Raw genomic sequence first — 24,635 nt, 5'->3', positions numbered from 1 at the left:
TGTTTACATTTGTTGCAGATTGATTTCAAAATAATACCATTTTACTAATGAAAAATTACTTCGGAAGCATTTTTATTGCTTTTTTAATTGGTTTTAGTGCCAATGCTCAAGGACTTCTTAATAAAGGAGAAACAGTTTTTACACATCAGGACACTTTACGCGGAAGCATTACAAAAGAAAGAGCCTGGTGGGATTTAAAATACTATCATCTTGATGTAAAAGTTAATCCTAAAGAAAAAGCTATTTCGGGTTCAAATACGGTGCGTTATACTGTTTTAACAGAGAATAACAGAATGCAGATTGATTTGCAGGAACCTATGAAAATTACGAAAGTAACGCAGGACAAGAAAGAATTAAAATTTGAAAGAGACGGAAATGCGTTCTTTATTACTTTAATTGAAAAGCAGAAAGTTGGCGATACAAAAGAAATCGTAGTTTATTTTGAAGGAAAACCAAAAGAAGCAGTGAGAGCACCATGGGACGGCGGATTCTCCTGGAAAAAAGATAAAAATGGAAAAGATTTTATTGCTACATCTTGTCAGGGTTTAGGTGCCAGCGTTTGGTGGCCAAACAAAGATCATATGTATGATGAAGTTGAGAATATGTTAATCAGCGTGAATGTTCCGGAAGATTTAACGGATGTTTCTAACGGAAGATTACAAAGCGTTAAAAAAGAAAAAAACGGAACGAAAACGTTCAATTGGTATGTTTCAAACCCAATCAATAATTACGGAGTAAATATCAATATTGGAGATTACGTTAATTTCTCTGAAGTATATAAAGGAGAAAAAGGCGATTTAGACTGTAATTATTATGTTTTAAGAGATAATCTAACTTTGGCAAAAGAGCAGTTTAAAGATGCTCCAAAAATGTTGAAAGCTTTCGAAAACTGGTTTGGACCTTATCCTTGGTATGAAGATAGTTATAAATTAGTTGAAGTTCCGTATTTAGGAATGGAGCACCAAAGTTCTGTAACGTACGGAAACCAATATAAAAACGGTTATTTAGGACGTGATTTAAGCGGAACAGGCTGGGGATTAAAATTTGATTTTATCATTATTCATGAATCTGGCCACGAATGGTTTGCCAACAATATTACGTACAAAGATATCGCTGATATGTGGGTTCATGAAAGTTTTACGAATTATTCTGAAAGTCTTTTTATTGAATATTATTACGGAAAAGACGCCGCAGCTGAATACATTATCGGATGCAGAAAAAACATTAAAAACGACACTCCAATTATCGGACATTATGATGTTAATAATGAAGGTTCTGGAGATATGTATCCAAAAGGAGCTTCAATGCTGCATATGATTCGTCAGGTAATTAATGATGATGCAAAATGGAAATCGATTTTAAGAGGTATGAATAAAACTTTCTATCACCAAACGGTTACAGGCAAACAGATTCAGGATTATATCAACGAACAATCAGGAATTAACTTTAACAGAGTTTATGCACAATATTTGACTACAACTCAAATTCCGGTTTTTGAATATATGTTTAAAAATGGGACTTTCGGATATCACTGGACAAACTGTGTAGCTAAATTTGATATGCCTGTAAGAGTCAAACTTAACGGTGTTGAAACCTGGTTGAAACCAACAACAGAGTGGCAGTCTGAAAAAACTACAAATGAAGATAGAAAAGTAGAAGTTGATAAAGATTTTTATGTTACGACTTCAAATATAATTGAATAAATTTTTTTAAAATTCCAAAATAAAAAATCCCAAATTCCAATTATGGAGTTTGGGATTTTTTATTGGTTTTAACTTTTCCATATAGTATGTCATTTCGACGAAGGAGAAATGACAAAAGCGTAAATGATGTGATCTTCTACGCTTTTTTTATTGGAATTTGGAATTTTAAAAAATTGAAATTTAAATTAACGACTGTTAAGTTTAGCCTTTTCCTTAATTATATCCGCAATTTTTCGATTCTCAATTTTACTTTCAAGCCACGAAATAATATCAAGGTATAGGAAAGCTCTTTTTTCGTAGGTATTTTTTTCAAGCTCTACAAAACGTTCGTGCATTTTCCTGAATTCCTTCTTAATATCAGCAGGGTAGAAGTTATTTAAGTTTCTTAAAAACTTAATGATTTCTTTTTGAACTTCATGTAAATCATTCATTTTCAATAAGAACTTATACGTGCTTTTAAGATGATTTTCTAAATAATAATCTTTTCCTAATTCATAATGCGCAATCAAAGACAAAAGTCTCGCAAAACACATTAAATCCTCACGCATGGTTAAATTCTTGTTGTTGATAATTTTATCTAAATAAAGGATGCATTCATTATACTTTTCATTTCCAAAATAAATAGAAGCAATTTTATAGAAAAACAACATTTCGTGATGCTCATCAAGATGTTCACTGTGCAGTTTTATTTTTTCTAAAATCTCAGGAATTAAATATTCGCTTTCGGCAAAAGTACCTTCGAGAATATGTAAATTTAACTTATTGTTGTAAACATATAGAAATGATAGTGATGCAATGTTATCGTTTACCGGAAATTTTGGATCTTCAATAGTTTCTTCTAAAAGCGAAAGATATCTTTTGAAATTCGACGTATATTTCAGCATATAAAGCGATTCCAGAAAATAGTGGTTTCCTTTTAAGAAAAATACCGGATTCAGATAAATCATATTTGGATTGTCGTAAAAAAGCTGAACCCACTTATAAGCAAATTTATAACTCGCTAAAAAGTCCTGAACAAGGAAACTTCGCCAAAGATTAGCGTTGTAAAACCAATACTTTTCACGGAAACCAAATTTAGTTTCGTCTAGTTTGGCGATATGCTTGTTGAAATAATCATCAATATATTTATACTCTTCATCACTTTTTACGTAACCCGTTTTCAGCATGATTCCGTATAATTGAAGAGAAAGGTTCGATAATTTACTGGAGATAGTATTTCGGTAATTTAATTCTTTGGCCTGAACGACCAATTCATCGGCGCGGCCCTGAATACTTCTGGTAATATATTGCGATTCTATCAGTTTTTCGAACTCGACAATCTCATACGCCATATATTTTTCATCATTTTCTAAAGCCTGTTGTTTTGTTTTGTCCAGAATTTTTAAACTCTGTTTGTATAAACCTTTATTATATAATATAACAGCAAAATCAATTTGTTCACGCAATTGATAACGAATGTTCTGACTCGGAATATTCAAACGAATACTTACCAAAATTTGTTTGTATAAGTATGATTTTAAGTTAGATAACTGAACTTTTTTGATAATTCCGCTTTTCAGAATAAGCTTTTCATCATAGGTTTCAGACTTATCTAAAATATTGAATAATTCAATGAATTTAGTATTCGAACTTGTTTCTAATCGGCTTGCAAAAATTTTAAACTGCCGTTTTTCAGATTTGGAAAGTGATTTTATCAGAACAAATAAGAAATCTTTTTGATGGTTAGCCATTGTAAAAAATAATAATATAACTTATTGATTATTAAATATTTAAGTCGTTATAAATTGTGTTATGAACAGTATAATTTCATTAAAATGAATTTCGTACTGAAGAAGTACAATATATATTTGTTATCAAGATGTGAAATTACATTAAATAAATGAATATGAATAGAGAGAAAGTTCAAATTTTTGACACCACATTACGCGACGGTGAACAAGTTCCAGGATGTAAGTTAGATACTAAGCAAAAATTAGTTATTGCAGAGCGACTAGACAAAATGGGAGTTGATATTATCGAAGCCGGTTTTCCTGTGTCAAGTCCGGGCGATTTTTTATCGGTCTCTGAGATTTGTAAAATTGTAGAAAATGCAACCGTCTGCGGATTAACAAGAGCCGTAAAAAACGACATTGATGTTGCTGCAGCTGCTTTAAAGCATGCTAAAAGACCTAGAATCCATACCGGAATCGGAACTTCAGAATCTCATATACTCCACAAATTACAAACTACCCCGGAAGATATTATTGCAAGAGCAAAATTTGCAGTAGCTCACGCAAAAACGTATGTAGAAGATGTTGAATTCTATGCAGAAGATGCTGGTAGAACAGACAATGCTTTCCTTGCAAAAGTTTGCGAAGAAGTGATTAAATCTGGTGCAACGGTATTAAATATTCCTGATACAACAGGATATTGTCTTCCAGAAGAATACGGGGCAAAAATTAAATATTTAAAAGAAAACGTAAAAGGAATCGAAAACGTAATCCTTTCATGTCATTGTCATAATGATTTAGGAATGGCAACTGCAAACTCTATCGCAGGAGCTATAAATGGAGCAAGACAAATCGAATGTACTATTAATGGTATTGGAGAAAGAGCAGGAAATACAGCACTTGAAGAAGTCGTAATGATTTTCAAACAACATCCATACTTAAATTTAGATACAAACATTAATACAAGAGAATTAAACGAAATGAGTCGTTTAGTTTCTGAAAGTATGGGAATGATTGTACAGCCAAACAAAGCGATCGTAGGTGCAAATGCTTTTGCACACAGTTCTGGAATTCACCAGGATGGTGTGATCAAAAACAGAGCAACTTACGAAATCATGGATCCGCTTGATGTTGGTGTAAATGAATCTTCTATCATTTTGACTGCAAGAAGCGGAAGAGCAGCATTAGCATACCGTGCAAAAAAAGTAGGTTACGAGCTTACAAAAGTACAATTAGACATTGTATACATTGAGTTCCTGAAATTTGCAGATATTAAAAAAGAAGTAGTAGATGCAGATATTCACCAGATTATTGAAGCTTCTAAAATTGAAGGTGATTTAATAAGAAGCTAGTCAAAAAAGAAAATAGAAGAAAGAGTAAAGAAGAAAGAAAAAACAAGGATTTAAATACATAAAGAACGAGACGTTATGAATTTGAAAATAGCAGTTTTACCAGGAGACGGAATTGGACCAGAGGTAATTTTACAGGCCAAAAAAGCATTATACGCTATTGGTGAAGTGTACAATCATGAATTTGTTTTTGAAGAAGCGCTCATGGGTGCTATTGCCATTGACAAAACCGGAAATCCGCTCCCGGAACAAACTTTAAATCTTTGTTTAAATACTGATGCTGTTTTATTTGGTGCAATTGGTGATCCTAAATACGACAATAACCCAAATGCAAAAGTTCGTCCGGAACAGGGATTATTGAAACTTCGTAAAGAATTAGGATTGTTTGCCAATATTCGTCCTATAAAGCCTTATAAAGCATTAGTAGACGCATCTCCTTTAAAAAGAGAAATTATTGAAGGTGCAGATTTTACTATTTTCAGAGAATTAACCGGCGGAGCTTATTTTGGAGCGAAAACATTAAATGAAGAAGGAACACACGCTTCAGATTTATGTGAATATTCAGAAGAAGAAATTACAAGAATTGCACATTTAGCTTTTAAATCGGCACAAAACCGACGCAAAAAGTTAACTATGGTAGACAAAGCTAATGTTTTGGAAACCTCAAGATTATGGAGAAAAGTAGTTCAAAAAGTAGGCGAAAGTTATCCGGATGTTCTTTTAGACTTTTTATTTGTAGATAATGCAGCAATGCAGATCATTTTAAACCCAAAACAATTCGATGTGATTTTGACAGAAAATTTATTTGGAGATATTTTATCTGATGAAGCCAGCGTTATTACAGGTTCAATTGGTTTGTTGGCTTCGGCATCTTTAGGAGAAAAAAATGCGCTTTTTGAGCCAATCCACGGATCTTATCCTCAGGCAAAAGGAAAAAATATTGCCAATCCAATTGCTTCGATTTTATCAGCGGCAATGTTGTTAGAACATTTCGGATTATTTACAGAAGCAAATGTGATTTATAAAGCTATTGAAAAAGCAATTGAATATAAAGTAGTTACAGTTGATTTAAAACCAGATTCAAAATTCGGTACAAATCAAGTAGGGGAGTTTGTTTCCAATTTTATTTTCAGCAAAGATGATCTGTTATATTTTAGAAATGATAATGTTCATATCGGACAATCGACAATAGTTTAAAATTTTTATTAAAATTATGAATTAAATAACAAGAAGTATTGAAAATGTTGAGATTTTATTTTTTTAGTTCTTAAAGTTTCCGTACTTTTGTAACACTAAAAAAATAAAGATGCAAATCTCAATTATTATTACTTCTGTCGTTGTTGTCAATGTGTTTCGCACATCTGCATCGGGAATGGTATAAATATAATTGAAAAACTATATTACAAACCTTCCAAATACTGGAAGGTTTTTTTTTGAATAAAAATTAAAATAAATAATACAATAATGGAATTAAATAAGTACAGCAAAACCATCACTCAAGATCAAACACAGCCAGCGGCGCAAGCGATGTTGTACGGTATTGGTTTAACTGAAGAAGATTTGAAAAAAGCACAAGTAGGGATTGTGAGCATGGGTTACGATGGTAACACGTGTAACATGCACCTGAATGATTTAGCAAAAGATGTTAAAAAAGGTGTTTGGGATGCAGATCTGGTCGGACTTATTTTTAATACTATTGGTGTAAGTGACGGAATTTCTAACGGTACAGAAGGAATGCGTTATTCATTAGTATCTCGTGATGTAATTGCAGATTCTATAGAAACAGTTGCAGGAGCACAATGGTACGATAGTATCATCGCAATTCCCGGCTGTGACAAAAATATGCCCGGAGCGTTAATCGCAATGGGAAGATTAAATCGTCCATCAATGATGGTTTATGGAGGTTCTATTCACTCTGGAAAATGGAAAGGAGAATCTTTAAATATTGTTTCTGCTTTTGAAGCTTTAGGAAAAAAAGTAAAAGGAGAAATTACTCCGGAAGATTTTAAAGGTGTTATCCAAAATGCATGCCCTGGTGCTGGTGCCTGCGGAGGTATGTACACTGCAAATACTATGTCTTCTGCAATTGAAGCATTAGGAATGAGTATGCCATACAGCTCTTCTAACCCTGCTTTAAGTCAGGAAAAGAGAGACGAATGTTTTGCTGCCGGCGCTGCTATTAAAATTTTATTAGAAAAAGATATTAAGCCAAGAGATATTATGACTCGTAAAGCTTTCGAAAATGCTATTACAATCGTAGCAGTTTTAGGAGGTTCTACAAATGCGGTTATGCACTTAATTGCTATGGCTCACTCTGTTGGTATAACAATCACTTTAGATGATTTTCAGGCTATTAATGACAGAACTCCGGTTCTTGCTGACATGAAACCAAGTGGTAAATATATGATGGAAGATATTCATGAAGTTGGAGGTATTCCCGGAGTAATGAAATATCTATTAAAAGTTGGACTTATTCACGGAGATTGTTTAACTGTAACAGGAAAAACGGTTGCTGAAAATTTAGCTTCAACTCCGGATTTACAAGACGGACAACAAGTAATTCACGAAATTCAAAAAGCATTAAAACCAACAGGAAATATTCAGGTTTTATATGGAAATCTTGCTTCTGAAGGTGCTGTAGCAAAAATCAGCGGAAAAGAAGGAGAATATTTTGAAGGACCAGCTGTAGTATTTGAAGGAGAATTTGAAGTAATTCCTGGTCTTCAAGCCGGAAAAATTAAACCAGGTAATGTAGTCGTCATCAGGGGTTGTGGACCAAAAGGTGGTCCGGGAATGCCTGAAATGCTAAAACCGACATCAGCTATTATTGGAGCTGGATTAGGAAGCAGCTGTGCACTAATTACAGATGGTAGATTCTCCGGAGGTTCACACGGATTCGTGGTAGGACACGTTACACCAGAAGCATATGATGGTGGTGGTATTGCGCTAGTAAAAGATGGAGATATAATTGCCATTGATGCTGTAAAAAATACAATCGACCTGAAGATATCTGACGAAGAATATGCAGCTCGTAAAGCGGCTTGGGTTCAACCGCCGCTAAAAGTTGACAGAGGAGTTTTACTTAAATACGCAAGATCGGTTTCAAGCGCATCAACAGGATGTGTTACCGATAACTAGCATTCAATTACAATTTCAAAATCAATTTCAGTTAAAAAGAAAAAGATTCTTGAATAAACTATAAAAGTGTAAATCTCTATTTCTTAAAAAATAGAAATAAGAGAGAAAAAAATATACCAAATGGGAACAATTAGGATATCAGGCGCCGAAGCCGTTATTAGATGTTTATTAGCAGAAGGAGTAGACTTAATTTATGGTTATCCGGGAGGAGCAATCATGCCGGTTTACGACGAATTATATAAATTTCAGGATCAGTTACACCATGTTTTAGTACGTCACGAACAAGGTGCGACACATGCCGCTCAGGGCTATGCAAGAGCGACAGGAAAAGTAGGAGTAGCAATTGCTACTTCTGGACCGGGAGCAACAAATTTAGTTACCGGAATTGCCGATGCTCAAATCGATTCAACTCCAATGGTTTGTATTACCGGACAAGTTGGAAGACATTTATTAGGATCTGATGCTTTTCAGGAAACTGATATTATCGGAATTTCAACCCCGGTAACAAAATGGAATTTTCAGATTACTGAAGCTTCTCAGATTCCTGAAATTATTGCAAAAGCGTTTTACATTGCTCGTTCCGGACGTCCGGGGCCTGTATTGATTGATATTACTAAAAATGCTCAGTTTGATGAGTTTGATTTTAGTTATCAAAAATGTACTTCAATTAGAAGTTATGTTCCTGTTCCAAAATTAAAATTAGATAAGGTGACAGAAGCTGCAGCTTTAATCAATAGTGCTAAAAAACCTTTTATAGTTTTCGGTCAGGGAATTATTTTGGGTCAAGCCGAAGAACAATTGAAGGGGTTCATTGAGAAATCAGGAATTCCGGCAGGTTGGACAATTTTAGGGCTTTCGGCTTTGCCAACAGATCATCCATTAAACGTTGGTATGTTAGGAATGCATGGAAATTATGGTCCTAATATGTTGACAAACGAATGTGATGTTTTAATTGCATTAGGAATGCGTTTTGATGACCGTGTTACTGGAAAGTTAGCTACTTACGCTAAGCAAGCTAAAGTGATTCACTTTGAAATAGATCCTGCTGAAGTTGATAAAAATGTAAAAACAGAAGTAGCGGTTTTAGGTGATGTAAAAGAAGCTTTGACTGCTTTGATTCCGTTGATAGATAAAAAATCACACGATTCATGGCATAATGAATTCAAAGAATTACATAAAATCGAAGTAGAAACTGTCATAAACGAAGAATTAAGCCCAACGAACGGTAAAGGTATTTCGATGGGAGAAACTATCGAAATGATCAACAAACATTCAAAAGGTGATGCCATTATTGTTTCAGATGTTGGTCAGCACCAAATGTTTGCATGTCGTTATGCTAAATTCAATTCAACAAAAAGTAATATTACTTCTGGCGGATTAGGTACAATGGGATTTGCGCTTCCGGCTGCCATTGGAGCTAAAATGGGAAGACCAGATCGTGAAGTTGTTGCAATTATTGGTGATGGAGGTTTCCAGATGACGATTCAGGAATTAGGAACAATTTTCCAGACTCAGGTTCCGGTAAAGATTGTTATTCTAAATAATGAATTTTTAGGAATGGTGCGTCAATGGCAGGAATTGTTCTTTGATAACAGATATGCATCAACAAAAATGATTAATCCAAATTTTACTGCAATTGCCGAAGGTTATCATATTAAATCTAAGAAAGTTGCACAACGTGAAGACTTAGATGCTGCAGTTGCTGAAATGCTTGCTTCAAAAGATTCTTATTTCTTAGAAGTCATGGTCGAAAAGGAAAACAACGTTTTCCCAATGATTCCAACAGGAGCATGTGTTTCAGAAATTAGATTAAGCTAAAAAAAGGTTTCAAGTTTTAAGTTTCAAGTTTCAAGTTCTGCTGAGAACGTGAAACTTGAAACCTGAAACAAAATAAACTAAAAAACAAAATGGAAGATAAAACATTTACCATATCGGTATACTCAGAAAATAATGTGGGTTTATTAAATAGAATATCTGGAATATTCTTAAAGCGTCACATTAATATATTAAGTCTAAATGTTTCAGAATCAGAAATAGAAAATGTTTCAAGATTTATCATTGTAGTAAATACAACTGAAAAATGGGTTCAGAATATCGTTGGGCAAATCGAAAAACAAATTGAAGTTATAAAAGCATTTTACCATACAGATGAAGAAACCATTTATCTTGAAAATGCACTTTTTAAAATTGCTTCAAGTTTATTGTTTGATGAAAAACAAATTCAGAATATCATCAAAGACAGTCAGTCTACGATTGTAACAGTTTCTCGTGATTTCTTCGTGATTTCAAAATCAGGAAGACGTTCAGAAATTGAAGAATTATACGAAAAGTTCAAACCATACGGAATTATGCAGTTTGTACGTTCTGGAAGAATTTCGGTTTCTAAAGAAAAAATGGAGATTTCATCATTGTTAGAAACCTTCAAATAAACAATTAATATGTGATATTACGTGATCACAACCAATTATAAATAAATTAATTACTAAATTTCATTTCATTAAATATTTTAAAACAAAATGGCAAATTATTTCAACACATTACCACTTAGATTACAATTAGAGCAACTTGGAGTTTGCGAATTTATGGAGCAGTCAGAATTTGCAGACGGAATTTCAGCATTAGCAGGGAAAAAAGTTGTTATTGTTGGATGTGGTGCACAAGGTTTGAATCAAGGTTTAAACATGAGAGATTCAGGTTTAGATATTTCTTATGCATTGCGTGCAGATGCAATTGCAGAAAAGAGAGCTTCATATAAAAATGCAACTGAAAATGGATTTAAAGTAGGTACTTATGAAGAATTAATTCCAACTGCTGATTTAGTTTGTAATCTTACTCCTGATAAACAACATACATCTGTTGTTACTGCGATTATGCCATTAATGAAACAGGGATCGACTTTAGCTTATTCTCACGGATTTAATATTGTTGAAGAAGGAATGCAGATTCGTAAAGATATTACAGTTATCATGTGCGCGCCAAAATGCCCTGGTTCTGAGGTTCGTGAAGAATATAAAAGAGGTTTTGGTGTACCAACGCTTATTGCAGTTCACCCGGAAAACGATCCAAACGGATTTGGTTTAGATCAGGCAAAAGCTTACGCTGTAGGAACCGGAGGGCATAAAGCAGGAGTTTTAAGATCATCTTTCGTAGCTGAAGTAAAATCAGATTTAATGGGTGAGCAGACTATTCTTTGCGGTTTATTGCAAACTGGATCTATTTTATGTTTTGATAAAATGGTTGAAAAAGGAATCGATAAAGCATATGCTTCAAAATTAATTCAATACGGATGGGAAACTATCACAGAAGCTTTGAAACATGGTGGTATCACAAATATGATGGATCGTTTAAATAATCCTTCAAAAATTGAAGCTTACGAATTGGCAGAAGAGTTAAAAGACATTATGCGTCCGTTATTCCAAAAACACCAAGATGATATTATTTCTGGAGAATTCTCAAGAACTATGATGATTGACTGGGCTAATGACGATGTTAATTTATTAAAATGGAGAGCAGCAACAGGAGAAACTAACTTCGAAAAAACAGCTCCGCAAGAAGCGCCAATCTCTGAGCAGGAATATTTTGATAATGGAGTTTTAATGATTGCTATGGTAAAAGCTGGTGTAGAGTTAGCTTTTGAAACAATGACTGAGGCTGGAATTATCGAAGAATCAGCTTATTATGAGTCATTACACGAATTGCCATTAATTGCAAACACTATCGCAAGAAAGAAATTATTCGAAATGAACCGCGTAATTTCTGATACTGCAGAATATGGTTGTTACTTATTTGATCATGCATGTAAGCCTTTATTGACTGAATTCATGAAAAAAGTAGAAACTAATATTATTGGAAAACCGTTTTCAACTTCAAATGGAGTAGATAATAATGTTTTAATTGCAGTTAATAAAGAAATTCGTCAGCATCCTATTGAAGAAGTAGGAGCATGGTTAAGAGAGTCTATGACAGCAATGAAAAAAATTGTATAATAAATTTGGGAATTTCCACGCATTCCGAATGTAGTGGAATTTGCTCTGTATCAATGTTTTAAATTAATATTTTGAATTAGTAAGCACTTATTAAAAAAATAGATATAGATGCATATTGCATTCACTTAACTTCTGTGAAGTAAGTTAAGTGAAGCGGATCCCTCATAATGGGGTATGTTTTTTAAGAAAAAATATACTTGTTGAAAATTTCTATTTTAATTAATAAAGCGCTGCTATTTTCAAAATAGGTAAAGTATTGTAATGCAGAAATTACAAAATTAATTGTTATTGAAATTTGTTAAATAAAAAGGTATGATAATTTCTTTGTCATACCTTTTTTGCGATTTAGATTTTTTCTTAAAAAGTGTTTTTTTAGAATAACTTTAAAAAAAACGTATATTTTATTTATTATATGTTTTTTTTATACAAAATTTATGAATTAAATAATTTTAAGAATAGAAGCAGATTTAATACATTTATAAAAAAAATTCCACAAAACTATGAGTTATTATAAAATTGAAAATTTAGAACAATATTTTAAACATTACAATAAGTCAATAAGAGAGCCAAGAAAATTCTGGGGGAAAATTGCCGAAGAAAATTTTACTTGGTATCAACAGTGGGAAAAAGTTGTTGATTTTAATATGGCCGATGCTGAAGTAAAATGGTTTACTGATGCAAAAGTTAATATTACCAAAAACTGTATCGATAGACATTTAAGCAAAAGAGGAGAAAAAACGGCAATTATTTTTGAACCGAATGATCCGTCTGAAAGTGCTTTACATATAAGTTATAATGAATTGTACGAGCGAGTTTCTAAAATGGCGAATGTTTTGCGCGAGCAGGGAATTCGTAAAGGAGACCGCGTTTGTATTTATTTGCCAATGATTCCTGAGCTTGCTGTTGCAGTTTTGGCTTGTGCCAGAATTGGAGCAATTCACTCTGTGGTTTTTGCCGGATTTTCTGCTTCTGCAGTTTCTGCAAGAATTATCGACTCCGAATGTAAAATGGTGATTACATCTGATGGTGGTTACAGAGGAAATAAAACAATTGATCTAAAATCGATTGTTGATGAAGCCCTGGATACTTGTCCTTCAGTTTCTAAAGTTTTGGTGGTAAAAAGAACAAAAACAGAAGTTGCAATGAAAGAAGGTCGTGACATTTGGTTACAGCCTTTATTAGATGCAGCTCTTGATAATAGTGTTGCTGAAATTATGGATGCCGAAGATCCTTTATTTATTCTGTATACTTCTGGATCAACAGGAAAACCAAAAGGAATGGTGCATACAACTGCAGGATACATGGTTTATACGGCCTATACATTTAAAAACGTATTTAGCCACGAAGAAAATGATATCTTCTGGTGTACGGCAGATATCGGATGGATTACCGGACACTCATACATATTATACGGACCATTACTAAATGGCGGAACAACCGTAATTTTTGAAGGAGTTCCTTCTTATCCGGATTTTAGCCGTTTTTGGGATATTATCGAAAAACATAAAATCACACAATTTTATACCGCTCCTACGGCAATTCGTTCATTAGCAAAAGAAAGTTTAGATTATATTCAAAAATATCCTCTAAAATCTCTTAAAGTAATTGGATCTGTTGGAGAACCAATCAACGAAGAAGCTTGGCACTGGTTTAATGACCACGTAGGAGATAAAAGATGTCCGGTTGTAGATACTTGGTGGCAGACAGAAACTGGAGGAATCATGATTTCGCCAATTGCTTTTGTTACCCCTACAAAACCAACTTACGCAACTTTGCCATTACCGGGAATTCAGCCAGTTTTAATGGATGAAAAACGTAATGAAATAGAAGGAAACCAAGTTGTGGGAAGTTTATGTATTAAATTCCCTTGGCCTGGAATTGCCAGAACCATTTGGGGAGATCACCAACGTTATAAAGACACTTATTTCTCTGCTTTCCCTGGAAAATACTTTACAGGTGATGGAGCTTTAAGAGACGAAGTAGGTTACTACAGAATTACCGGTAGAGTAGATGACGTTGTAATTGTTTCCGGTCATAATTTAGGAACAGCTCCAATCGAAGATGCTATTAATGAACACCCTGCAGTTGCAGAATCTGCTATTGTTGGATTCCCACATGATATTAAAGGAAATGCTTTGTACGGTTACGTAATTCTAAAAGAAACCGGAGAAGTTAGAAATAAAGAGAATTTATCAAAAGAGATCAATCAATATATTTCTGATCATATAGGACCAATCGCAAAATTGGATAAAATCCAATTCGTTTCTGGTTTACCAAAAACACGTTCAGGGAAAATTATGCGTAGAATTTTACGTAAAATAGCAGAAGGTGATAATTCTAATTTTGGAGATACTTCAACATTATTAAACCCAGAAATTGTAGAAGAAATTATTAAGGATAGAATTTCTTAATTCTAAACTAGTATTTATAAAAAAATGCCTCTTAAAATTTTAAGAGGCATTTTTTTGTGTATTTTACAAAGAGATTACCTCAAAGTTTGACATTCCGAGGAACGAGGAATCTTCGCAAGTAATTCCGCAAACAAAATCGATAATCTTTGTCGAGCTACGAACGAAGATTCCTCGTTCCTCGGAATGACAAGATTGTATATAATTGTAAGGTTAGTTCTTTGTCAAAGTTTTAAACATTGACAAAGATTCTGTAGTTACCTAATTCCCAAACGAGACTTCAATTTCAAAAATAAAAGCCCAATTTTATAAGCATCTTCTGCAGAAGAGTTTCTGTCGCTTTTTGGGATTTTGTAAATTTCGCATAAATCGTTCAAAGAAAACTGCTTGTCATTAATATCGGTTAATTTTCGATACATAACGTCAATATCCAAAGCCTCATTTTTTAATCTTCCGCAATCCAATCTTTCCAAAGCTGCATTTAGCATTTCGATGTCGAAATTAATATGATGACCAACCAGAACAGCATTTCCAATAAAATTTATAAACGCTTCTAAAGCTTCTGCTTCGGGCATTTTATTCATTTTGCTTTCAATAATGAATTCATTAGAAATCCCGTGTTCTTCTAAAAATTTATACTGAAGCAAAACGGCTTCAAAATTCTCCTTAATTACAATACTGTCATCAATTACAGAAAAAGCCCCTAAAGATAAAATAACATCTTTGTTAGGGTTTAAGCCAGAAGTTTCAGTAGACAAAACTACATATTTGGTAGGTTTTGCTTCTAGTTTGGTTAAGTAATCTTTCCAGAATTCCGGATATTCCTTATTGATATTTTTGATCCAGTCTAGCATATTTTATGAGAATTGTGTAAGTTGAAATTTACTCTTTATTAATTCCTCAAGGTCTTTCATCGGGGTCAAAGCATTTTTTAACTTCTCTTTGTCTGTTTTAGACATTTCTCTTAAATTAATATATTGTCCGGAATCGTCATTTTTTAAACCTTCAACAGTTCTAAATTTTGAAAGTGTTAAAAATGCTTCGGCACAGCTTAAATATATTTCGGCATTTTTAGAATCAGTAATTGCTAATTGTTTGAATCTTAAATAAGTATTCTTGATTCCTTTTATATTAGCACTTAAAATTAATAAACGCGCACTGTCAATAAGCGGCATTAAGGCACGGGTTTTAATATCAAATTTTCCTTTTTGCGGGCCTTCTTCTTCAACGATGAATTTTTTAAAGAAGCTCAAAGGGGAATTTCTTTTCAAGGCATCGTTTCCTAAAAAGTCAAAGAATAAAGTATTATTTACGGCATTTTTAAATACCACATTTTCGATAACTTCTTCAATTTTTGCCTCGCCAATTACGATCTCATAATCAAAGAAAATACTGCTCAAATCGTTGCTGTTTTCACCTGGAGTATTCATCCAGCTGTTGTATTGTTTTGTCCAGTCACTCAATGATTTACACCATAACATGTTACTTCCCATATGGCCATTTGGACAATATTCGTAACCTACTTTTTCAAGTATGGCAGTTGTTCTTTTTGCCAGTCTTAAAAAGTAATCTTTTACCTCACGATATTTCTCTGGGGCAACATCTTCAAAAATCAAAATACTATCCTGATCTGTCAATAAAAGCTGTTCTTTACGTCCTTGACTTCCAATGCTCAACCATGCAAATCTGGCAGGAGGGGAGCCCAAATCTAAAATAGACAACTCGACCGCACGTTTTATAATAGCCAGATTAATTTCGCTCGCAATATTACTAACGTGAGAAATTGGTATATTTTTCTGAATCGAATTCTGAATCAAATCTGATAAACGATCACGAATTTGTTTTAAATCTTTTGGAAGCTGCGAACGCTTAATTTCTTTAATTAAAACACCAGGGTTACTAGCTTGAGCCACAATTAAATCATGTTCCGAAATAATTCCTTTTACACCAGATTTACTCGTTCCGTCTTTAGTTACACAAAGGTGAGAAACATTATGTTTCAGCATCAAAAGCTGGGCTTCGGCCAAAGAAACATTTTCAATTACCGTAACCACCGGCGAAGACATTATTTTGTCAATCGTCTCCGTAATGGGGTAACGTCCAGTTGCAATTTTTGAAGACAGATCGGCATGGGTTACAATACCAATTGGATTATTCTTTTCACAAATTACAATATTATCTACCATTGATTCTGTCATCAAAATGGCAACATCTTTTACAATATGGTGAGATTCAGTTGTTAATGGAGAATTATTATAAGAAAGAGACTGAATATATTGCATCTCATTCTGCTGATCCATAAAATTACTGTCCGGATCTAATTTTCCGTTAGAACGTGAGTTATCTCTTGTATGTCTGGAATTTACTGCAAAACTTTCCAGTAAAAAATTTAAAACATCCGAATTATTGGCTACAAATGGGCGAAAAACAGCAATTGGAATTGCATAAACGATACTTTCTTCACGCGCTTTTGCCGTCATCATGTAGTTATTTTTGGCAAAAAACGGACGCAAACCAAAAATATCTCCTTCGTGACATTTGTTTATAATAGTTTCCTCGGCATCAGCAATTGTTGTTAAATTAATAACACCAGAAGCCACAACATAAAAACTGTCGTGAAGTGGATCATTATTTTGGAACAATACTGCATGTTTTTCTAAATTGATAACACGAATATTTGTAGCGATATCTGATAGTTCTTGGAAAGTTAAGTTATCAAACGGCGGGTATTCTTTTAAAAAATCTGCAATATGCTCAGCAATTGTATTCATATATGGTATAATATCTTTTAAAATATTGAATGTAAAAATAATAAAATAAACTCTTACAATGAAACCATCTTACTCAGAATCTAATTATTTTAAAGAAATGTTAAGATTTACTGAATTCAAGGCTTTAAAATAGTTTTTTGTGAATCAATTTTAAATAATTAATTGATTTTCATTGTTATAAATTTACAATTTAGAAGTTTATAAAAATTATCTTAATCAATTTATGTTGTTTAAGATTAGAGGTAGGTTTAGATTATTGAATTTTATAGTAGTGACCAGTAGATGGTTAATCCTTATAATTTTCTATTTTACATAATATAAATTATAGGTCAATATTGCGTGTCTTAAATGTAGATAATTTTGTGTTTATCAACCATCTATATTTGTTTGTATAAAAAAGCATCACGTTATGTGATGCTCTTTATTGTATCAAATATGTTATTTTAAATTATCATATTTAAAGATTCTTTTGAAAAACAGATTTCCCATTTAATGAAACTTCGATAGAATTATTTTTTTCAGAAAAAGTTGTTCTCAAAACATTTCCATTAAATACAGAAACATCTCCGTAAATTTTTCCGGTTTCATCAGAAACATACTCAAATAATAATTTTTTATTATCAGGTTCAATCCCCAGTTTATAACTTGAAAATTTTGTTCCTTTTAAATCGAATTGCTGTTGTGAATCGATAATCTTTCCATCAGCATAAAAATTTGTAATCGTTTTGTTTAAAGTAATATCCGGATAATATTGATTTACTTTTGTTAGTAATGCATATTGCTCAACATTTGCATTTTCCTGTTTTGAGGAAATGGTTTGAGCGAAAGAAATTGTTGTAAAAATAAGCGCTAATAGTAAAGTGAATTTTTTCATAATTAAAATTTTATAGTTAATGTTTCAAAACATTTTCAAAACGTTATATAATAACACTTTTTGAATTAAAGTAATTATTATTTACAACAAGGTACTTAATATTTATCTTTGCACGAAATTAAAAGCAATATTTTAAGAAAATGACAACAAAAAAATATATTCAACTTATACTTATTTTAGGTTCTTTAACAGCGCTTGGGCCTTTTTCAATTGATATGTATCTGCCTGGTTTCTCTAATATTGCTAAAGATTTAAATACATCTGTGGCCAAAGTTTCAATGAGTTTATCAAGTTATTTTATCGGAATTTCTGCAGGGCAATTACTTTACGGACCATTATTAGATCGTTTCGGACGTAAAAAACCTTTATTTATGGGTTTAATGGTTTATATTTTAGCTTCATTAGGCTGTGTATATGTTACTGACATTGACTCGTTTATTTTCTTGCGTTTCATTCAGGCTATCGGAAGCTGTGCTGCAACAGTAGCTTCGGTTGCTATGGTTCGTGATTTATTTCCTGTAAAAGATATTCCAAAAGTGTTTTCTTTACTAATGCTTGTTTTAGGGCTTTCGCCAATGCTGGCACCAACTATTGGCGGTTATGTAACGCAGGATTTTGGCTGGCATATTGTATTCTTCATACTATTTTGTATGGGAATCGCTATTTTAATTGCCTCTCAGGTTGGTCTGCCAAATAGTTATAAACCGGACATTTCTATTTCTTTAAAACCAAAACCTATTATTTCTAACTTTTTAAAAGTCCTTAAAGAACCGCAATTCTATACATATGCCTTTACCGGAGCGATTGCTTTTTCAGGATTATTTACTTATGTAGCGGCCTCACCTATCATTTTTATGGATATTTATCACGTAGATGCTAAAACATATGGATGGATTTTTGCTTTTATGTCGGTTAGTTTTATCGGTTCAAGTCAGTTAAATTCAGTGTTGTTAAAGAGATTTTCAAGTGAGCAGATGATTTTTGCTGCCTTAATTTTGCAATCTCTAATCACTATTATATTCCTGATACTTTCGGTAAACAATCTATTAGGATTATATACGACTATTGTGATGTTATTTTTATTCCTGGGATGCTTAGGAATTTCAAATCCAAATACAGCCGGGCTTACAATGGCTCCATTTGCTAAAAATGCCGGAAGTGCTTCAGCCTTAATGGGTGCCATTCAATTAGGATTAGGAGCTTTAGCCTCATTTGCAGTTGGAATCTTCGTGAAGGATTCTGTAGCACCAATGGTTCTTATTATGACGGTAACGACAATTATTGCTTTTGTAGTTTTAAATATCGGAAAACGTTTTATCAAAAATAAAGTTGAAATCAATGCTGATGATGAAGTATTAGCGGGACATTAAGATTTTAATTTTTAAAATCCAAAATTCCATCTTTGTCGAGTTTCTTACGGAGATTCCTCGTTCCTCGTAATGGAAAATTGTTAGGATAAAAAAAGCCAGAACTTTTAAGTTCTGGCTTTTTGTTTAATTTTTTTGATTCACAATCTATTGGAATTTGGAATTTTAAAGATTGTAATTTTTATTCTAATTGTTGTTTCTTATCTGGTCTGATAATCATTCTAAGAGATTGATCTCTTGCAAAATATGCAACCATCCAATTCCAGAAAGTGTTTATTCTGTTTCTGTATGTGATTAAAGAAATTAAGTGGATAAACAACCAGATGATCCAGGCAAAGAATCCTTTAAAATGCCATTTTGGACTTGGTAAATCAACCACAGCCTTATTTTTTCCAATGATCGCCATTGAACCTTTATCGTTATATAAAAATGGTTTCAAAGGTTTATTTTGAGCCATTGCTTTAAAGTTTTTAGCCAGATTTAATCCTTGCTGAATCGCAACCTGCGCCACTTGTGGATGTCCATCAGGGAAATTTTTATCTCCAGCTAAAATTGCCGTATCACCAATCGCATATATATTATCTAAACCATTTACCTTATTATATTGATCTGTAGCCATACGTCGGCCGCGGCCGTAGCTTTCCTTCGGAATTCCGTCAAAAAGTTTAGCAGAAACTCCTGCTGCCCAAATCAGGTTTTTGGTCTTGATCGTTTCTCCGTTTTCAAAATGTACCGTATCATCAACATAATCAACAACACGAGTATGTAGTTTAACTACAACACCAAGTTTTGTTAGCGCTTCGAGGGTATCTTTTTGAGATTCCTTACTCATTGGCGCTAAAAGGGCATCTCCGCCATCAACCAGATAAACATTACTGGCAGATGTTTCTAACTCCGGATATTCTTTCAGTAGAATATTTTTTCTCATTTCGGCAAACATTCCAGAAACTTCAACTCCTGTTGGTCCGCCTCCGGCTACAACGATCGTTAATAATTTACGTCGTTTACGAATATCTTTGGTAATAGCTGCTTTTTCAAGGTTTTTAAGCAATGCATTTCGCATTTCAATGGCATCGTTTAAGGTTTTCATCGGAATAGCGTTTTTCATTACGTTTTCCATACCAAAATAACTAGTCTCTGCACCTGTTGCAAAAACTAAATAATCGTATGATAATTCGCCATTGCTTAGAATGATTTTATTTTCGGCTGGAACTACAGAAAGTAATTCGCCTAAACGAAACTGAAGGTTCTTTTTACCTGCAAAAAATTTTCTAAAAGGATAACTAATACTTGATGGTTCTAAAAAAGCGGTTGCAACCTGATATATAAGTGGAGGGAAAAAATTATAATTATTTTTATCTACAAGGGTTACTTGTATTTGAGGATGGTTTACAAGTTCTTTCGCGAGATTTATTCCTGCAAAACCCCCTCCTATGATGACTATATTCATATGTATTGTTTTATTATGTAGGATTTATGAGTAAAACTATTTCTGCCTTAGCAGTTCCATAAATTTAACATTTTAATTCCAAATACGAAACTCAAACTTGAGTTTTCTTTTCCTTTTTTGAGAATTATTCAGTCAATTTAAGTTTCATCATAATATCGGTTTGTTCATCATTTCCAAGTTTAAAAATATGTTTATCAAATTCGACAAAACCATTTTTTTTATAAAAACTTAAAGCTCGATGATTTTCTTCCCAGACACCTAACCAAACATAGTCAGCATTTTTTTCTTTGGCTATTTGAATCGCTTTTTCATAAAGTAATTGTCCGACTTTTTTTCCGTGAAATTCTTTTGAAACATAAATACGTTCAATTTCAAGGGATTCTTCGTCTTGTAATTCAGTCTGCGATTCTCCGAAGTTTATTTTTAAATAACCAATGACGTTATGATCAAGAACGGCAAAATAAAATTCAGAGTTTTTGTTGGTTAATTCTTCAGTTAATTTTTCTGTAGAAAAACCTTTCTCTAAATAATCTTCCATATTTTCTTCAGAATTTGATTCTGAAAAAGTCTCGTAAAATGTCTGTCGGCCAATTTTTTGTAATTGGTCAATATCGTCAAGTGTAATCTTGTTTATTTGAATAGCTGCCATTTTTAGTATACGTTGATTTTAGGATTTAAATTCCTTATAAATTTACAACATATATTAGCAGATTTAGAAGCCTGAAGTCTTACTTTTTGAATTTTTTAACAGGCTTTTCTGTTACTTCAATTTTGTACTGTAAAACATAATTAGCTAACAATTTTTCAATCAGTTCTTCTTTTGTAAGATGATGAAAAACAGTTTTTACTTTTGTTTTCAAATCAGTCGAAATATCGTGATTTGGTTTCGTTTTAAAGATTTGTTTTGCCCATAAAAGTGTATTGTTTTCTTCAATACTCAAGGCAGACGGTTTTTGAAATTTAGTAAATTTAAGTCCCAGTTCTCTTTCAAAATCAGCAATTTCTGCTATTTCTTCTTCCTGTAAAACAGTTAAAGAAAGTCCCTTTGCTCCTGCTCTGGCAGTTCTTCCGCTTCGGTGAACATACGTTTCGTAAGCATCCGGCAAATGGTAATTTACAACATAAGAAATTTCTTTTACGTCAATTCCTCTCGCAGCTAAATCTGTTGCAACTAATATATTAATATGTCCTTCACGGAATTGTTCCATAATTCTGTCACGAATTCCCTGCGATAAACTTCCGTGAATTGCTCCCGAAGAAAAACGATTTATAGCTAAATTTTTAGCTAATTTATTAACGGCAGCTTTAGTTTTACAGAAAATAATACCACGTTCCCCATCTTTTGAATTTAGAAAATGCATTAAAATATCTAATTTTTCAATTGGATTAACTACAATATATTCGTGATCAATTCCTTGGTTACCAACAGTTTCCATATTGGCACTTATCTGAACTACATTTTTGTTTAAGTAATTCTGAACCAATTGTTTAATTGTTCCGGGTAAAGTGGCCGAAAATAATAAGGTGCGGTGTTTTTTAGGAATTTCAGCCAGAATTTCGTCCAGGCTTTCTTTTAGAATTGAAACCATTTCGTCGGCTTCATCTAAAACTAAATATTGCGTTTGTTTTAAATCAACGGCTCTTCTTTGAATCAAATCTATCAAACGTCCCGGAGTCGCCACAATAATATGTGTTGGCGATGTAAGGCGCTCAATTTGTGGTTTTATCGGGATTCCACCGCAAGTTGCTGCGATTGAAATATCTGGAATATATTTTGAAAAGTCTTCTAAATTTCGAAAAATCTGATGCCCTAATTCTCTCGTTGGAACTAAAATTACAGCCTGAACTACAGGAGATTCCGTATCAATTAACTGTAATAATGGAAGTCCAAAAGCGGCTGTTTTTCCGGTTCCGGTTTTGGCTAAACCTACAACGTCGTGGTTTTCAGATAATAAAAGCGGAATTGTTTTTTGTTGAATTTCTGTAGGTTCAACAATGTTTAATTCGCCTAAAGCTTTTAAAATTGGCGCTGAAAGTCCTAATGTTGAGAATTGTTTAGACATGTTTTTTGTTTTTTTTGTTTCATGTTTCATGTTTCAAGTTGCACACAAACTCAATTAAGTTTAAAAGGAGAAATCACATTAGACTTAATTATTCTTAAATGTGATTCCTCCTTCTTGAAATTATAATTATTCAGATTTCAACAACTTGAAACATGAAACCTGAAACTTTAAACGTTCTTAAAATCAATCCGGTTCGTTCATGATTTTTTCGCGGTATTTTTTGCCTACTAATAAGGTCAATCTTTGCTTGTAATCGTCAAGAAGCCATTCGCGGTAATTTTTACTACACTGGCTTAAGCATTTTGCGTAACGTTTAATTCGGCATTCGATATCGTCTTCTAATTCTCTCGACAAAGCTTTTGCTTCCTGAAGTGTCTCTGTATTATCAACACACATTGCAGCATGTTGTTCAAGCGATTTGTCTAAAACAATTTTTGAACGTAAATTTTGTTTAATAGCCAGTTTATGTTCTTCCTCAACATCAAAAGTAACATCAGCGGTTTTGCTGAATTTTGCTCTTAATTCTGGAGGCATGCTATATTTAAAGAACATTTCGATCTCCGTATCGTCTCTTAGGTTCTCCAAATAAAATTCAGGAGATTTAAAAATGTGCTGCCAGTTTACCGGTTCGCTCCATAAACCAAAACGAGCAGCGTTATTTCCTAAATCGATTACTGTAAATTCGTCTTTACCAGGTAATTTACGAGATCCACGGCCAATCATCTGGAAATATAATGTTAATGATTTTGTTGCTCTGTTTAAGATAATAGTCTCAACAGTTGGCTCATCAAAACCTGTTGTTAAAATTCCAACAGAAGTCAAAATTGCATCCGGAGTTTTTTTGAACCAGGCCAAAATATCTTTACGTTCCTCAGAACTGCTTGTATTATCAAGGTGTCTAATATCGTAACCCGCTTCTCTAAAAGTATCATATACATATAATGATGTATGGATACCATTATTGAAAATTAAAGTTTTCTTACCCAAAGAACGTTCTGTATAAGCATGAAGCAATTTTTCCTGCATTAATGAATTGGTATACAAATCATCAGATGATTTTACAGTATAATCTCCGTTTATACCCACTTTTAATGAAGTCAAACCAACATCATAACTATATGTTGTTGCTTTTGCCAAAAATCCTTTGTCGATCAATGAACCAATAGTATCTCCAACGATAAGTTCGTCGTAGCTTTGGTGCATTGGTAATTTTATGTTTGAACTCAAAGGTGTTGCCGTTACTCCAAGAATAAAAGCATTTTTAAATGAGTTTAAAAGTTTTCTAAATGAATTGTAATGTGCCTCGTCAATAATCACCAAACCAATATTGTCAAGGTGCAGTTTTTCGTCGTTGATACGGTTTTTTAAAGTTTCAACCATCGCCACGAAACAAGAATAATCATTTTGATCTGGTAATTCTTTTACCTTACTGTTAATTATTTTATTGCTTACGCCAAAGCCCTTCAACATTTTTGAAGTTTGTTTGCAAAGCTCGATACGGTGTGTTAAAACAACCACTTTTTTGTCATTATTAGATAAATAACGACGCACAATTTCAGAGAAAATTACTGTTTTCCCGCCTCCAGTTGGCAATTGATACAATAAATGATGTTTCGAAGGAGCATTGTCTAAGCGGTCAAAAATGGCATCAATATCGCCTTTTTGGTATGCATAAAGTTCTTTTTTCTCTTCTCTTTCTATTTCTAAAGTGTTTTGAGACATTGTTTATTTTTGGATTTTTGCAAAAATACATCTAAAAAACAGTTATTCATCTTATTTTAACCTAAAATAAATGATTTTTTTAAATAAGATTTTTT

Annotated in this window: 17 protein-coding genes; 9 read left to right on the top strand and 8 right to left on the bottom strand. The window is 33.0% G+C overall.

The window, feature by feature from the left end; all coding sequences use genetic code 11:
• Positions 1 to 47: 47 nt before the first annotated feature.
• Positions 48 to 1,703 (top strand): M1 family metallopeptidase, encoded by a 1,656-nt coding sequence (locus ASD98_RS22930; protein ID WP_056209410.1) that lies wholly within the window; start codon positions 48 to 50, stop codon positions 1,701 to 1,703.
• A gap of 185 nt (positions 1,704 to 1,888) precedes the next feature.
• Here the strand turns inward: ASD98_RS22930 and ASD98_RS22925 are convergent, their stop codons facing one another.
• The gene (locus ASD98_RS22925; protein WP_056209408.1) at positions 1,889 to 3,433 is read right to left on the bottom strand and encodes a hypothetical protein; all 1,545 of its coding nucleotides are present in this window, start codon (positions 3,431 to 3,433) and stop codon (positions 1,889 to 1,891) included.
• A 155-nt stretch (positions 3,434 to 3,588) separates the two neighbouring features.
• On the opposite strand from ASD98_RS22925, the gene ASD98_RS22920 reads away from it, so the two are divergent.
• The 7 genes from ASD98_RS22920 (at position 3,589) to acs (ending at position 14,296) form a co-directional block, all read left to right on the top strand.
• Complete coding sequence (locus ASD98_RS22920) at positions 3,589 to 4,764, top strand: 2-isopropylmalate synthase (RefSeq protein ID WP_073482969.1); 1,176 nt, start codon at positions 3,589 to 3,591, stop codon at positions 4,762 to 4,764.
• A 75-nt stretch (positions 4,765 to 4,839) separates the two neighbouring features.
• Positions 4,840 to 5,958 (top strand): 3-isopropylmalate dehydrogenase, encoded by a 1,119-nt coding sequence (gene leuB, locus ASD98_RS22915; RefSeq protein ID WP_056209401.1) that lies wholly within the window; start codon positions 4,840 to 4,842, stop codon positions 5,956 to 5,958.
• Between the two features lie 267 nt (positions 5,959 to 6,225).
• Entirely contained in the window at positions 6,226 to 7,899 is a 1,674-nt protein-coding gene (ilvD, locus tag ASD98_RS22910) for a dihydroxy-acid dehydratase (protein ID WP_056209396.1), read from the top strand.
• Positions 7,900 to 8,019: 120 nt separating this feature from the next.
• Positions 8,020 to 9,717, top strand: a complete 1,698-nt coding sequence (ilvB, locus tag ASD98_RS22905; RefSeq protein ID WP_056209394.1) for a biosynthetic-type acetolactate synthase large subunit — start codon at positions 8,020 to 8,022, stop codon at positions 9,715 to 9,717.
• A gap of 89 nt (positions 9,718 to 9,806) precedes the next feature.
• On the top strand, positions 9,807 to 10,328 hold the full coding sequence (ilvN, locus tag ASD98_RS22900; RefSeq protein WP_056209390.1) for an acetolactate synthase small subunit: 522 nt from the start codon (positions 9,807 to 9,809) through the stop codon (positions 10,326 to 10,328).
• An 87-nt stretch (positions 10,329 to 10,415) separates the two neighbouring features.
• On the top strand, positions 10,416 to 11,885 hold the full coding sequence (ilvC, locus tag ASD98_RS22895) for a ketol-acid reductoisomerase (protein WP_056209384.1): 1,470 nt from the start codon (positions 10,416 to 10,418) through the stop codon (positions 11,883 to 11,885).
• A gap of 500 nt (positions 11,886 to 12,385) precedes the next feature.
• Entirely contained in the window at positions 12,386 to 14,296 is a 1,911-nt protein-coding gene (acs, locus tag ASD98_RS22890) for an acetate--CoA ligase (RefSeq protein ID WP_056209382.1), read from the top strand.
• 254 nt (positions 14,297 to 14,550) lie between these two features.
• On the opposite strand, the gene ASD98_RS22885 is transcribed toward acs, so the two are convergent.
• From ASD98_RS22885 to ASD98_RS22875, 3 genes are all read right to left on the bottom strand, one after another.
• Positions 14,551 to 15,147, bottom strand: a complete 597-nt coding sequence (locus ASD98_RS22885) for a PolC-type DNA polymerase III (RefSeq protein WP_056209379.1) — start codon at positions 15,145 to 15,147, stop codon at positions 14,551 to 14,553.
• A 3-nt stretch (positions 15,148 to 15,150) separates the two neighbouring features.
• Positions 15,151 to 17,064 carry a DUF294 nucleotidyltransferase-like domain-containing protein gene (locus tag ASD98_RS22880; protein WP_056209371.1) on the bottom strand — a complete coding sequence of 638 codons (1,914 nt, stop codon included), beginning with the start codon at positions 17,062 to 17,064 and terminating at the stop codon, positions 15,151 to 15,153.
• A gap of 457 nt (positions 17,065 to 17,521) precedes the next feature.
• The gene (locus ASD98_RS22875) at positions 17,522 to 17,938 is read right to left on the bottom strand and encodes a hypothetical protein (RefSeq protein WP_056209368.1); all 417 of its coding nucleotides are present in this window, start codon (positions 17,936 to 17,938) and stop codon (positions 17,522 to 17,524) included.
• 140 nt (positions 17,939 to 18,078) lie between these two features.
• On the opposite strand from ASD98_RS22875, the gene ASD98_RS22870 reads away from it, so the two are divergent.
• Positions 18,079 to 19,308, top strand: a complete 1,230-nt coding sequence (locus ASD98_RS22870) for a multidrug effflux MFS transporter (RefSeq protein WP_056209365.1) — start codon at positions 18,079 to 18,081, stop codon at positions 19,306 to 19,308.
• 178 nt (positions 19,309 to 19,486) lie between these two features.
• Here the strand turns inward: ASD98_RS22870 and ASD98_RS22865 are convergent, their stop codons facing one another.
• The 4 genes from ASD98_RS22865 to ASD98_RS22850 form a co-directional block, all read right to left on the bottom strand.
• The gene (locus tag ASD98_RS22865) at positions 19,487 to 20,755 is read right to left on the bottom strand and encodes an NAD(P)/FAD-dependent oxidoreductase (RefSeq protein ID WP_056209362.1); all 1,269 of its coding nucleotides are present in this window, start codon (positions 20,753 to 20,755) and stop codon (positions 19,487 to 19,489) included.
• A 124-nt stretch (positions 20,756 to 20,879) separates the two neighbouring features.
• Positions 20,880 to 21,404 (bottom strand): GNAT family N-acetyltransferase, encoded by a 525-nt coding sequence (locus ASD98_RS22860; RefSeq protein WP_056209359.1) that lies wholly within the window; start codon positions 21,402 to 21,404, stop codon positions 20,880 to 20,882.
• 79 nt (positions 21,405 to 21,483) lie between these two features.
• The gene (locus ASD98_RS22855; RefSeq protein ID WP_056209837.1) at positions 21,484 to 22,818 is read right to left on the bottom strand and encodes a DEAD/DEAH box helicase; all 1,335 of its coding nucleotides are present in this window, start codon (positions 22,816 to 22,818) and stop codon (positions 21,484 to 21,486) included.
• Positions 22,819 to 23,001: 183 nt separating this feature from the next.
• The gene (locus ASD98_RS22850) at positions 23,002 to 24,540 is read right to left on the bottom strand and encodes a DEAD/DEAH box helicase (protein ID WP_056209356.1); all 1,539 of its coding nucleotides are present in this window, start codon (positions 24,538 to 24,540) and stop codon (positions 23,002 to 23,004) included.
• Positions 24,541 to 24,635: the final 95 nt, after the last annotated feature.

Source organism: Flavobacterium sp. Root186 (assembly GCF_001428525.1).
In the GTDB taxonomy this organism is placed as follows: domain Bacteria; phylum Bacteroidota; class Bacteroidia; order Flavobacteriales; family Flavobacteriaceae; genus Flavobacterium.
Note: the sequence above shows the minus strand (reverse complement) of the source record. Positions and strands in the feature narration are given on the sequence as shown.

Excerpts from the sequence above, each read along its gene's own strand:
- ASD98_RS22930 (WP_056209410.1), top strand. The coding sequence starts at position 48 with ATGAAAAATTACTTCGGAAGCATTTTTATTGCTTTTTTAATTGGTTTT.
- ASD98_RS22925 (WP_056209408.1), bottom strand. The coding sequence starts at position 3,433 with ATGGCTAACCATCAAAAAGATTTCTTATTTGTTCTGATAAAATCACTT.
- ASD98_RS22920 (WP_073482969.1), top strand. The coding sequence starts at position 3,589 with ATGAATAGAGAGAAAGTTCAAATTTTTGACACCACATTACGCGACGGT.
- leuB (WP_056209401.1), top strand. The coding sequence starts at position 4,840 with ATGAATTTGAAAATAGCAGTTTTACCAGGAGACGGAATTGGACCAGAG.
- ilvD (WP_056209396.1), top strand. The coding sequence starts at position 6,226 with ATGGAATTAAATAAGTACAGCAAAACCATCACTCAAGATCAAACACAG.
- ilvB (WP_056209394.1), top strand. The coding sequence starts at position 8,020 with ATGGGAACAATTAGGATATCAGGCGCCGAAGCCGTTATTAGATGTTTA.
- ilvN (WP_056209390.1), top strand. The coding sequence starts at position 9,807 with ATGGAAGATAAAACATTTACCATATCGGTATACTCAGAAAATAATGTG.
- ilvC (WP_056209384.1), top strand. The coding sequence starts at position 10,416 with ATGGCAAATTATTTCAACACATTACCACTTAGATTACAATTAGAGCAA.
- acs (WP_056209382.1), top strand. The coding sequence starts at position 12,386 with ATGAGTTATTATAAAATTGAAAATTTAGAACAATATTTTAAACATTAC.
- ASD98_RS22885 (WP_056209379.1), bottom strand. The coding sequence starts at position 15,147 with ATGCTAGACTGGATCAAAAATATCAATAAGGAATATCCGGAATTCTGG.
- ASD98_RS22880 (WP_056209371.1), bottom strand. The coding sequence starts at position 17,064 with ATGAATACAATTGCTGAGCATATTGCAGATTTTTTAAAAGAATACCCG.
- ASD98_RS22875 (WP_056209368.1), bottom strand. The coding sequence starts at position 17,938 with ATGAAAAAATTCACTTTACTATTAGCGCTTATTTTTACAACAATTTCT.
- ASD98_RS22870 (WP_056209365.1), top strand. The coding sequence starts at position 18,079 with ATGACAACAAAAAAATATATTCAACTTATACTTATTTTAGGTTCTTTA.
- ASD98_RS22865 (WP_056209362.1), bottom strand. The coding sequence starts at position 20,755 with ATGAATATAGTCATCATAGGAGGGGGTTTTGCAGGAATAAATCTCGCG.
- ASD98_RS22860 (WP_056209359.1), bottom strand. The coding sequence starts at position 21,404 with ATGGCAGCTATTCAAATAAACAAGATTACACTTGACGATATTGACCAA.
- ASD98_RS22855 (WP_056209837.1), bottom strand. The coding sequence starts at position 22,818 with ATGTCTAAACAATTCTCAACATTAGGACTTTCAGCGCCAATTTTAAAA.
- ASD98_RS22850 (WP_056209356.1), bottom strand. The coding sequence starts at position 24,540 with ATGTCTCAAAACACTTTAGAAATAGAAAGAGAAGAGAAAAAAGAACTT.